Annotated in this window: 12 protein-coding genes; 6 read left to right on the plus strand and 6 right to left on the minus strand. The window is 49.2% G+C overall.

Annotated features, from left to right (window positions below; genetic code table 11):
* Window positions 1-2 precede the first annotated feature (2 nt).
* The 6 genes from HP552_RS17435 to HP552_RS17460 all read right to left on the minus strand — a co-directional run bounded on the left by HP552_RS17435 (window position 3) and on the right by HP552_RS17460 (window position 6,639).
* Window positions 3-764 carry a lysophospholipid acyltransferase family protein gene (locus HP552_RS17435; protein ID WP_175396682.1) on the minus strand — a complete coding sequence of 254 codons (762 nt, stop codon included), beginning with the start codon at window positions 762-764 and terminating at the stop codon, window positions 3-5.
* Entirely contained in the window at window positions 733-1,500 is a 768-nt protein-coding gene (locus tag HP552_RS17440; protein WP_175396683.1) for a carotenoid biosynthesis protein, read from the minus strand. Before HP552_RS17440 ends, HP552_RS17435 begins: the two co-directional genes overlap by 32 nt.
* On the minus strand, window positions 1,500-2,372 hold the full coding sequence (locus HP552_RS17445; protein ID WP_175396684.1) for a phytoene/squalene synthase family protein: 873 nt from the start codon (window positions 2,370-2,372) through the stop codon (window positions 1,500-1,502). Before HP552_RS17445 ends, HP552_RS17440 begins: the two co-directional genes overlap by 1 nt.
* Window positions 2,369-3,832: a phytoene desaturase family protein gene (locus HP552_RS17450; RefSeq protein ID WP_175396685.1), complete on the minus strand. Its 1,464-nt coding sequence runs from the start codon at window positions 3,830-3,832 to the stop codon at window positions 2,369-2,371. Before HP552_RS17450 ends, HP552_RS17445 begins: the two co-directional genes overlap by 4 nt.
* Window positions 3,829-5,379 (minus strand): phytoene desaturase family protein, encoded by a 1,551-nt coding sequence (locus HP552_RS17455; protein ID WP_175396686.1) that lies wholly within the window; start codon window positions 5,377-5,379, stop codon window positions 3,829-3,831. Before HP552_RS17455 ends, HP552_RS17450 begins: the two co-directional genes overlap by 4 nt.
* 318 nt (window positions 5,380-5,697) lie before the next feature.
* Entirely contained in the window at window positions 5,698-6,639 is a 942-nt protein-coding gene (locus HP552_RS17460) for a MerR family transcriptional regulator (RefSeq protein ID WP_175396687.1), read from the minus strand.
* Window positions 6,640-7,012: 373 nt separating this feature from the next.
* Between HP552_RS17460 and HP552_RS17465 the strand changes: the two genes are divergently transcribed.
* The 6 genes from HP552_RS17465 to HP552_RS17485 all read left to right on the plus strand — a co-directional run bounded on the left by HP552_RS17465 (window position 7,013) and on the right by HP552_RS17485 (window position 11,169).
* On the plus strand, window positions 7,013-8,383 hold the full coding sequence (locus tag HP552_RS17465) for a phospholipase D family protein (protein WP_246310963.1): 1,371 nt from the start codon (window positions 7,013-7,015) through the stop codon (window positions 8,381-8,383).
* 123 nt (window positions 8,384-8,506) lie between these two features.
* The gene (locus HP552_RS17470; protein WP_175396689.1) at window positions 8,507-9,130 is read left to right on the plus strand and encodes a TetR/AcrR family transcriptional regulator; all 624 of its coding nucleotides are present in this window, start codon (window positions 8,507-8,509) and stop codon (window positions 9,128-9,130) included.
* Window positions 9,127-9,471, plus strand: coding sequence for a DMT family transporter (locus HP552_RS17475; protein WP_175396690.1), 345 nt, complete (start codon window positions 9,127-9,129; stop codon window positions 9,469-9,471). Before HP552_RS17470 ends, HP552_RS17475 begins: the two co-directional genes overlap by 4 nt.
* Window positions 9,471-9,785, plus strand: coding sequence for a DMT family transporter (locus HP552_RS17480; protein WP_175396691.1), 315 nt, complete (start codon window positions 9,471-9,473; stop codon window positions 9,783-9,785). Before HP552_RS17475 ends, HP552_RS17480 begins: the two co-directional genes overlap by 1 nt.
* 112 nt (window positions 9,786-9,897) lie before the next feature.
* Entirely contained in the window at window positions 9,898-10,029 is a 132-nt protein-coding gene (locus HP552_RS35400; protein WP_281366068.1) for a hypothetical protein, read from the plus strand.
* Between the two features lie 192 nt (window positions 10,030-10,221).
* Entirely contained in the window at window positions 10,222-11,169 is a 948-nt protein-coding gene (locus HP552_RS17485; protein ID WP_175396692.1) for a TetR/AcrR family transcriptional regulator, read from the plus strand.
* Window positions 11,170-11,188 lie beyond the last annotated feature (19 nt).

Consider the following 11,188-nt stretch of genomic DNA (forward strand, 5'->3'; position numbering starts at 1 on the left):
CGTTAACGGATTCCCCGCTTTCGTGCCGCATCGTATTTTTCACTCGTAGATCGTCCGTGACGAATCAGGGAGATTGCTCCCGGTAAACTTCCTTGTCCAATGCGCACCAACTCAGACTTGTGATGGTCTAACTGCTGCTCCAGCACAAGACCAAGTCTGACCGCAATCTCTTCACTCTTCCACACACTCCAGTCTTCCATTATAGGCGCACCGGCCACCATCGATATCTCCGGCAAATCATGCTGAACCATGCCATGACACAGAGTTACAGGTACAGCCAGCGTCTGGGGAGAACGACGAAGCAGTAATCCGATGCCAGGGCGAAACCGAATGGGCCTTGCATCCTGATGCAGGATTTCGCCCTGGGGAAAGATCCACACTCTTTTCCCCGACTGAAGCAGCCCCGTTGTATATTGCATGGTCTTCCGGATTGCAGAAACACTCTCCTTGTTGATGGAGTAAGCGCCCAATTTGCGAAAGAAGGCATATTGCTGCAGCTGCTGCTCTTCCATCATGACATAATGATCCCCTGCGGAAGTCCGGAGCGCTGCGTGATAGAGTAACAGGCCATCCCACCAGGAACTGTGGTTCATGAAATAGAGGACGGATTGATTCGGTGCTATGGACAAGCCGATTTTGCCGCCAAGCTGTGGGTCCAGTTTTCCCGAAAGCGTGAATGAACGAAAGCGCCGACGCAGCAAATAATACTGATTGTATAAGTAGAACATTCGGTTAAACCGTTTTGATTTTACGGCGGGAATCACTCAGCCAGCTCCCTTCTGCAAGCAGCGCGCCCACAAGCGCAATGATGAAACTGCCTGTGATGTCTTCTTTCAATGCAAGCAGACCGAATAACAGGATGAACAGCTGGTACACCCACTTGGCTCGCAGCAAAGAATGGCCGTCAGCAGGCATGGCTGGAAGAAAGAGCGACAGAAACGCACCCATAATGAACCAACTGATGTAATTGGTCCAGGGAACACCATAGAATCCGCCAGGTGCTTCCCATTGCCAGAAACCTCTCGCATGCGCAACCGGATCAAGCACCAGATCAAGCACAATAGCCCAGAATCCGGTCTTGACCGCCCGAACCAGCTTCCCGGGCCAGCCAGAACCGCCGCCGCTTAGCAGAGCGGAGTTTCCGACTACTGCAATCCAGGCGAAGCCCAGGGTGACCGGAACACTGAACAGATGGATGCCGAAAAAATCTGAGTAGCCATACTCCCCAAAGGGCCATTTCGTATGGACACCAACCCACTCTACACCCATGCCGCCCAGCCACAGGATGGCCGAAGCGGCCCAGAGTCCTGGTTCCTTCCATATGACTGACTGGTCGGACAGTCCTGTTCTTTTCCGCCCCTGATAGATCAGATCCAGCACACAGAGTGCATAGAAAACAAGAAACAGACCGTTGGAAAAAGATAATATGTCAGGGACTCCGATGGTGAGCATCAGTGTTGCCCCAATGACGTACCATACCCAATACAAAACCTGTATCATCAGGAAACCGCCGTACGGGAAGCCTGATAAGTCAATACCGGATACCGTTTCACAATCACACCGAGCATCTCCAGTTTCAACTCATCGGTCACAAAGGCCCGTTTGGTATATACGTCATAGTCGTTACGTTCTACCGCTTGTAAGATGGTGGAGTAAAAGGCGGCCGCCAGTTCGATGGCAAATGCACTTTCCGCAGGGTAGGTCTCCAGCCGATCCATCCCAAGCCTGAACCACTCCAATGCTGATGTTTTTAATTCCTGAATGATTGCTACAAACCGTTCGTCCACAATGCCATCTGCCCAGTCCTGTTCGGAGTAGCCATGTTTCTCCATGATTTCGAGGGGGACATAACGACGTGCTCTTGCCCGGTCTTCACCCACATCACGAATAATGTTAACGATCTGCATTCCCTTGCCAAGTGCAATGCCGTTCACGGCCACTTCCGCGCCATTATCATCCCGCAGCACAGGCAGCAGCATTTCACCTACCGTTCCGGCAACGAGATAGCAGTAATGTTCAAGATCTTTCATCGTCCCGTAATGGGTTACCTCAAGATCGATCATTTGTCCATCCATCTGGCGGAAGAAAGGCCCCTTGTCCAGGTGAGGGAAATTAGAAAACAGCCATCTCAATGCAGGCCAGATAAAGTGGCCTTCCGCCTTTTCAAGATGTTCAAAACGATCACGAATTTCGTGTATGGTATACATCGACTTTTCCGGCTCATCCACGCTGTCATCAATGATGCGGCAGAACGCATAGATTACATATACTGCTTCACGACGCGGACTGGGCAAACCTCTGAAGGCCTGATAAAAAGAAGAAGAACCTTTTTGCATCAACTCTTCGCACCTGTTCAAAATCGTTTCATTCATGTTCCCATCTCCTTCATGAGTAGATTGACGGCCATACGCGCACTTTGCATCACGATCGGGACTCCGCCTCCGGGATGGACCGACGCCCCTGCTGCGTACAATCCGCGTATTGCCGGGAATGGTTTCGGCTGTGGCCGATATACACCCGATTGAAACAGGATAGGCGCAATACCGAAACTGCCCCCGCCGTATAGTCCGTCACGCTCGGCATCTGCTGGCGTACGTACCTTCTTCCATCTAATCGCTGCACGAAGCCCCGGGAACCCGCGCTGCTCTGCTTCTTCCAGGACCCGATCGGCCAGTGCATCACTTTCCGTTGACCAGTCCACCCCTTCAGCATCTGGTACCGGAATAAGAAAATATAATACACTGTGGCCTGCCGGAGCAGCAGATTCGTCCACAGCAACGGGGTTAAATACATAAAACGAAGACTTTGCCGGAATACGGCGCTGGTTGAACACTTCCCGCAAGCTTGCATCAAGACTCGGTGGCAGGAAAAATTGATGCGTTGCTGCATCCTCCCAGGTCTTGTCGACACCAACATAAATTAATACACAGCCGGAAGAGGGCCGATACGGCTTTTTTTTGACCGCTGCTTCAGGCATGTTGCCAAGCAAGCCCTTTAAATGAGGGAAATCCCCATTATAGATGACTGCATTCACCTCTTCAGCGCCTGCTGCCGTTTCTACACCCTGGCAGACGCCATCTTGAATACGAAGCCCGGTCACTTCTGTGTTCAGCACGACACGCCCCCCGCGCGCAATCAGTTCTGATTCCAGAATCGAGGGTAATGCAGCATACCCACCCTTCACCATCCAGATTCCATATTCATGTTCCGCATAGGGAAGAAGAGAGTAAATTCCAGGGGTACCAAACGGCGATCCTCCGATATACAGACTCTGAAGCGAATAAGCATCAAGCAGTTCTTCATGATGAAAGTAATCCCCTACAGCTTTACGTACACTTTTGTGTGCACGCAGCCTGCCCATCAGGGACAGAAGAGACGGTGTGAAAAAATCCCTTTTCCGCGGAAATGCTCTTTCCAGAAAAGCAGATCGTCCTGCCGGGAACAGCGTATCCATGTCCTTCATAAATTTCGTAAATCCCCGGCTCTCTCCAGGGAATAACCGCTCAATCTCCTCAGCCTGCTGCCTTCGGTCTGTCATCTTGGTCATGACGCGTCCGCTGCTATAGTGAACCCTGTATAACGGATCACAGCGCAGCAATTCCACCTTGGAGCGATCCACACCGGCCTCCTCCAGAATGCCATGCAGCATGTCAGGCAGAAGCACAATCGTTGGGCCCTGGTCAATGCGATACTCCCCATTTTGTTCATACCCAATGCGTCCGCCAACTCGTGTACCTCGTTCGTATACCGTTACGTCCCAGCCTTGCCGATTCAGCAAAAGTGCCGAGGTCAGCCCGCCAATGCCTGCCCCCACAATGGCTGCCCGCTTCATGAACGGCCTCCGGCCTTAGCGGTCTTCACATATGAGGATCGATTTGAACGGATTCTGGCATCCTCTTCCTGAATCAGCCTGACACTGATTCGAGCGGACTCGAATATGGTAGGCAGGCCGCTGCCCGGATGGGTTCCGCCACCAACCAGCCATACCCTTTTCAATTCTTCAAACTGGTTATGCGGGCGAAGATACATCATCTGACCCAGATTATGAGCCATGTTAAACGTTGCCCCGCGGTACACATCCAGTTCATTTTCCCAATCCAGCGGGGTAAACATCATGGATTCTTCTATACGGCTCCGAATGTCTGCCAGCTCGGGGATCGCCTCAAGCCGCTGCATCATTGCTTCACGTACATTCTCTCGTTCCCCTTCCCAGTCGATGTCCCCCGTAAGGTTCGGAGAAGGCATGAGCACGTATAATGCAGATTTTCCTGCAGGGGCAAGCGTCGAGTCGAGCTTGGAAGGGTTATGAATATATAGAGACGGGTCAGCGGACAGCACTTTATGCTTCGTGATCTCATCGACGTTCAAACGGTAATCTTCGGGAAAATAAATCGAGTGATGCGGGAGATTAATCTCGCCGTCTACCCCAAGATAGAGCATCGCAGTAGAACAGGAGTATTTCTTGCGTTTCATTTTCTCTGGTGTATATTTCTTGAGCACACCCGGTTCAAACAGATGGTTCACCGCATGTGCAAAGTCTGCGTTGACGACCACATGATCCGCTTCAATGCGTTCACCGTTCTCCAGCAACAACCCTTCAGCTCGGCCATTACGAACGATAACCTGTTTAACCGGGCTTGATGTATGTATTCGTCCTCCATACTCTTTTACAATGTCAGCCATGGCTTGAAATACACGATTCACGCCGCCAATCGGATGAAACAGTCCATAGTGGTGCTCAATGAATGACAGGATCGTGAATGTCCCCGGACAATCCCAGGCAGACATACCCAGATATTTGGACTGAAAAGTAAAGGCCCAGCGCAATCGCTCGTCCGTAAAATAACGGGACAGGATGCCGTAAACCGTATTGTTCACATCCAGCTTCGGAAGAGCCGTTACAGCGTCCTTGCGCAGATAGTCTGTCAACTTGCCAAAGGGCCTGCGCAGCAAAGGCATAACTTTGCCGAACTTGATCTCCTCTTCCTGCATAAACCTCAGATAATTGTCCTCATTACCGGGAAACAACTCCTTGATCTGGGCAGCGGTATCCTCACGGTTGCGGGAAGGCGTGAATACCTTATCGCCAAAGTTCAGGGCATATAAGGGAGTCAGCTCCTTCAGGTCCACATAATCGGATAGTTTACGTCCCACAACGTCAAACATCTCTTCAAGCAGCTCTGGCATCATAAGAAAAGTCGCACCCCGGTCGAAGCGATACTCCCCGAGCTCCAGTCTGGCGGAGCGTCCACCGATCACTGGCTGTTTCTCATAAACGTCGACTTCATATCCCTGACCGGACAATAACATGGCTGCTGCAAGTCCGCCCGGACCAGCACCAATAACAGCTGCACGTTTACGTTGCTGATTAGATATCATGCCAACTCACCTTTCTTATGGTCAAAAACATGCTTCCTACGTCCTTGACCTATTATTAAACAGTTGATAATTCATCGAAGCGGATATGGTCCAAAACGTTATACAAATATAATACAAATATTATACGAACTTGTAAACCGAATAATGACTCGCTGGTCAAATTACTGTAAAACTAAACGTTTACAACATAAAAAAACATCCTTTGCGCTTTTGCGTCAAAGGATGTCACTTAATTTATAGCCTATACATTATCATGCAATAGAAGTTGCTCATGAACTCCCTCATGTGGTCTACACCTTGTCAAAAACTGGACACCGCTTAGTTCTGCGTACGCAAAGGATTCTCCGTCAAATACTCCCGCTCCAGCCATGCCTGCCAGTCTGATGAATTCTCCGGCATGATCCAATCCGGATAAGCTGCATTTTTATTGCGCTCATAACCCTTGCCTCCAAGGATAAAGCGCATATACGGAAACTCGGACAGAATGCGATCGATCAACCGATCACTCTTTTCGCTTAAGCTGGGATTCGTAATGGAGAGACAGACCAGTTTAATCTTTTGCTCCCGGATAATGGGGAATACCCCCTCCTCGGGAGTATTGGCACCGAGATATAATACCTCGGCTCCATTTTTGCGCATAAACAGCGAAAATAACAGCAACCCCACCTGATGATGCTCCCCTTCCGGACAGAGTGCCAGAACTTTGGGCAGATGCGGATAGATCGGGAACAGATGGAAAAACTGATAGAACCGCTGTGAGATCAGCTGGGTCATAAAGTGTTCCTGTGCCACCGTTGCTCTGCCCTGCTCCCATGCATCCCCCACACGAACGAGAATGGGGACAAGCACATGATAAAACATGGAGTCATATCCATACATGGTGAAGCCAAAATCAATCAACCCGTTGGCGCGTTCACCCTGAAAATGGTAGAGCGAGTCATAAATCTGATCGGCCATGCGTGAGTATGCCTCTTCCATCGTGGGAACCGGGGTAGTTAGCGGAGCTGGCATGACCGATTCGGGCGGCTGGGGCGGCTTTGCTTTGTTCTCTTTTAACATGCGTACAGCTTCAGATATGTTGGTCTGATGCTGTTCAACCTGCTCCTTCAACCAGCGCAGGTCTTCAACATTCTCATCGGTGTACAGTCGATAACCCGATTCCGTCCGTTCAGGGGTTACCGCACTGTACCGATTCTCCCAAGCCCGGAGCGTTACCGTTGGAATGTCCAGCATGGCAGCGACTTGTTTGATGGAATACACTTTATTACCCACTCTCTTTTCTGAAATATCCAGGCCATCAATAGGTTAACGAATACTTCCTCCGTCCTTGTCAGGTATATGGAAATCCCAACATTCTACAAAAATAATACACTCATTATACACAACGGCCTTACACCTGTCGATTGCATTCAGGCAATTCGTTTATGGACTAAAACCCGTTTCTCCCTGTCCAAATACGCAGCCTGCGTCAATATGGATAACGGAGTGGTAATAGAAGTCAGCAAGTTTACAAAAGGGGGATATGCCGTTGTTTAATACAAGGCGATCATCATCAGAACACAAGACATCCAATCGTCGTTTTCCATACATACGCACAGCTCTTGGAGTTCTTATATTATGGCTCGTGGCAGTCATGATTTATCAAACATACAAGCCACTACCTGCAGGCATTTCCTATGAAAGCCCTGAATATCGGGTAGACGAGGTAGCCTTCCTTCATGACCTCACTTACCCCTCCGGGGACGGACAGATGGAACATGAGCAGCAGATTTTCCAGCGTATGCTTCAGATTGTGGAGGAGGCTGAACAGTTTGTTGTGGTGGATATGTTCCTATTCAACAACTATCAGCATAAGGGACAGCATTTCCCGCCGGTCAGTTTGGAATTCACAGATGCGCTGGTCGCCAAAAAAAAGCAGCATCCCGACATGCAGATTCTGTTTATTACGGATGAAGTGAACACCAACTATAACTCTGCACCCAATGCGCTGCTGGAACGAATGAAGCAGGCTGGTATTCAGGTTGTCATTACAAATGTAGATCCCCTCCGTGATTCGACGCCTGTATACTCGGCGGTCTGGCGTACGTTCTTTCAATGGTTTGGTCAGTCGGGAGACGGCTGGCTGCCGAACCTGATGGCAAGCGACGGCCCAGACATCACGATGCGCTCCTATCTCAAGCTGCTCAACGTAAAAGCCAATCATCGCAAGGTCGTTGCCAGTGAGAAGATGGCGATCATTTCCTCAGGCAACATCCACGATGCCAGTGCCTATCACTCCAACGTGGCTTTTGAGGTTACCGGTCCAGTCATCGGGGATATACTCCAGTCGGAACAGGCTGTACTCGACATATCAGGAGGAGGTCAGGTTCCTTCCTATACTGCTCCTTCCACGGATCCAAACAAGGGGGATTTGCGAATTCGCTATCTGACCGAAGGAAAAGTAAATGATGCGGTATTGCATGAGATCAATCTGACGGAAAAAGGGGATACCTTGTGGATGGGCATGTTCTACATTGCTTCTCCGAAGGTACTGGATGGGCTGCTGGATGCGTCCAAACGGGGAGTCAACATCCGGCTTGTGCTCGATCCGAATGAAAATGCATTCGGTCAGGAGAAAATCGGCATTCCGAATCGTCCTGTAGCCGCAGAGCTGCATGACAAATCAGATGGCAAAATCCAAATCCGTTGGTATAACACAACCAAAGAGCAGTATCACACCAAAATGATGTACATTGCCAAGGCAACCGGGGATCATATCGTACTTGGCGGATCAACCAACCTTACCCCACGAAACATGAATGACTATAATCTTGAAAATGAACTATGGGTGGCTGCGCCCGCGAACCATGAGTTCACTCGCAACGTGGCGGATTATTTCGAACGAGTGTGGAATAATGAGGATGCCGAGTTCACCCTGCACCTGGATGAATTCCAGGAGAAAACGACTTTTCTGAAGGGAATTATCTATAAACTGCAGCTCATACTGGGCTTCACCACGTTCTGATTGGTGTAATGCAGCACCTTAGTCGCCTGTTATAATTTAGCAGGCGGCTCTTTTGAATGACTTGACATCTGATGTGAAATATGAAAATATAATCTCCTAACGACCGTTAGGAAGGTGAATAAAATGACTGCACAATCCATATTAGAAGCGGCCTTGTTCCATTTTGCCAGAGATGGGTATGAGGGTGCGTCCCTTAGAGCTATCGCTGATGAAGTCGGGATTAAGAAACCGTCGATATATGCACATTTCAGCGGCAAGGAAGACTTGTTTCTCCATGCACTGGCCCATGCCTTTCAAGAAGTAAAACGCCATACATTAGAATATTTTCGAGATCATGCGGAGCTTGCACTGGAAGCCCGACTCAAGGGCGTGTTTCCCTGGTTCGAGCAGGAATACAACGCTAATGCTTCTGCCCGATTGATGCTGCGCATGTCTTACTTTCCTCCCCCGGGACTGTACAACGAAGTGATGGATCTCGTGCATCCATTCCTTGATGGCATGGAGCGATCTCTAAACCGACTTCTGCAGCGAGCAATACGTCATGGAGACTTACCTTTGATTCCAACGGAACAAGCTGCCATTGCTTTTATGACTTCTCTCGATGGAATTACCGTTGAGATTATCTATGGAAGCTCAAGTCGTTATAAGCGGCGTCTTGAAGCGGCTTGGCCTGTCTTTTGGCACGGCATTCATCATTTGAACGAACAGGCACAGAAGATTGTGCCGGAAGGAGAAACATCATCATGAACCGCAATTGGTTATATGTATTTATCGGAGGCATTATCGAAATTGTCTGGGTAAGCGGACTGAAGCACGCCTCCAATCTATGGGAATGGGCTTTAACCGCTATAGCCATCATCGTGAGCTTTGCTTTGATCATCGCAGCATCCAAGAGATTGCCCGTGGGCACGGTATATGCCGTCTTTACCGGAATCGGAACCGCAGGCACGGTCCTAACGGAAATGCTGCTGTTCGGCGAGCCTTTCCGTCTGGCCAAAATTCTGCTGATTGGACTCCTGCTCTGCGGCGTAATTGGACTGAAACTGGTCACGGATCAACACGAAGAAGCGAAAGAAGGTGTGGCATAATGGCATGGTTAGCCATTGTAGGCGCAGGCATCTGTGAGATTTTTGGCGTGATCGGCATTAACGGCGCTTCTACCAAAAAGGGCTGGCCTTATATCGTGCTCATGCTCGTTTCCTTTGTATTCAGCTTCTCGCTGTTGTCCTATGCCATGACTTCCATTCCCATGGGCACAGCCTACGCTGTATGGACAGGCATCGGTACTGTAGGCAGCACATTAACGGGCATGTTCCTGTTTGGTGAACGCAAGGAGGCCAAACGACTGTTGTTTATCGCCATGATATTGGTGGCTGCGGTTGGTTTGAAACTGATTACGTAAAAACTGTATCTATTCTGTAAAAACTAGGGCAACTTCCATCTGGAAGCTGCCTTTTTGGTATATCATGTAAGTAGATGATGTATACCCGGTGAATGTGGAAAGGATGATCTGTATGAAGAAATGGTTGGCACATCTCGGCTCGCTCGCAGGATATTCATTTCTCATCCTCATAGGTGCCTTTTACCTGATTGCACTTGCTGCCATTATTATTCTGGCCATCTATGCCTTTCAGAACGGAGCATGACTCTCCTCTCTATCCTGTAGAAGGTGGCTATCCTCATCTCTCCCTCTCCTTCTATTAAATACCGGCTCATCCCTATCGTTTTTCCCAATTCTCTCCCATTTGAATTCACACCCCCAAATCGTTTATACTTGTTCTGACCCTAAAGTCAATTCAAGAACTCATAAGTTCCGCACTGAGGTGAATGTATCGTTAATGAACCCTATTCATGAGATGAATGAGAAGAAAAAACTCATTATTACGACAGCCCTTAAGCTGTTTTCTGCCAAAGGCAGTGCTGCAACTTCCATGCAGGAAATTGCAGAGCTATGCGGCATGTCCAAGGGAAGCCTCTATCTGATGTTCAAATCCAAAGAGGAGTTGGAAGCTAGTACAATGGAGTACTGCATTTACACCCTGATGGATGAGATGTCCCAGATTGAACATGAGGCCGGTCTCACATCCAGAGAACGTCTGCACAAGCAGATTGAAACGCTGCTGGTTCACGTTTCCGAACTGAAGGAGTTTCTCCGGGTACAGCTGCGCAGCATCATGATGGATGATGAGCAGCATCCCGGCAGCAAATGCAATCCGAAGCACAGGGATATGGAGATCCGTACCTTGCACTGGTTTAAGGATAAGCTTGAGGATCTGTATGGTCCCGAGATTGAGCCTTATACCGTAGACCTTATTTTGCTAACGCATGGTCTGTTCCTGTCCTACGTCAAGATCTGGTTCACGGAAATGCCATCCCTAACCGTTTCCAAAATGGCCTCGAATCTACTGCAAACGATCGATTATGCAGCGTATGGGCTGCTGAATCAGCGGCCTGCACCTTTGATTCCTTTGGAAAACTGGCCGGCATGGACCAGCGATTCACATACGGATTCGACGATGATGCGTCATCCCATTCACATCATCAAACAGATGCAGGATATCGTGACTTCCGATCTGACTGCAGGACAATCCCGGAACGATGCCCTTGAAACTATCGCCATTCTGAAACAGGAAATGATGGAATTCACACCGCGGCGTGCCATTATTCTGGGCATGATGCACAACCTGGAGAACATTCCAGCGATTGAATCCTTGCACTCCGAGCTTCAGCATATTCTGGATGCCATGTACAGCCGGTTCATCCAAGCTGACTCGTCACACAAATAAGATAAAAAAACAGGGAGAA

It is taken from the genome of Paenibacillus xylanilyticus (genome assembly GCF_013359935.1).
Lineage (GTDB): Bacteria > Bacillota > Bacilli > Paenibacillales > Paenibacillaceae > Paenibacillus > Paenibacillus xylanilyticus.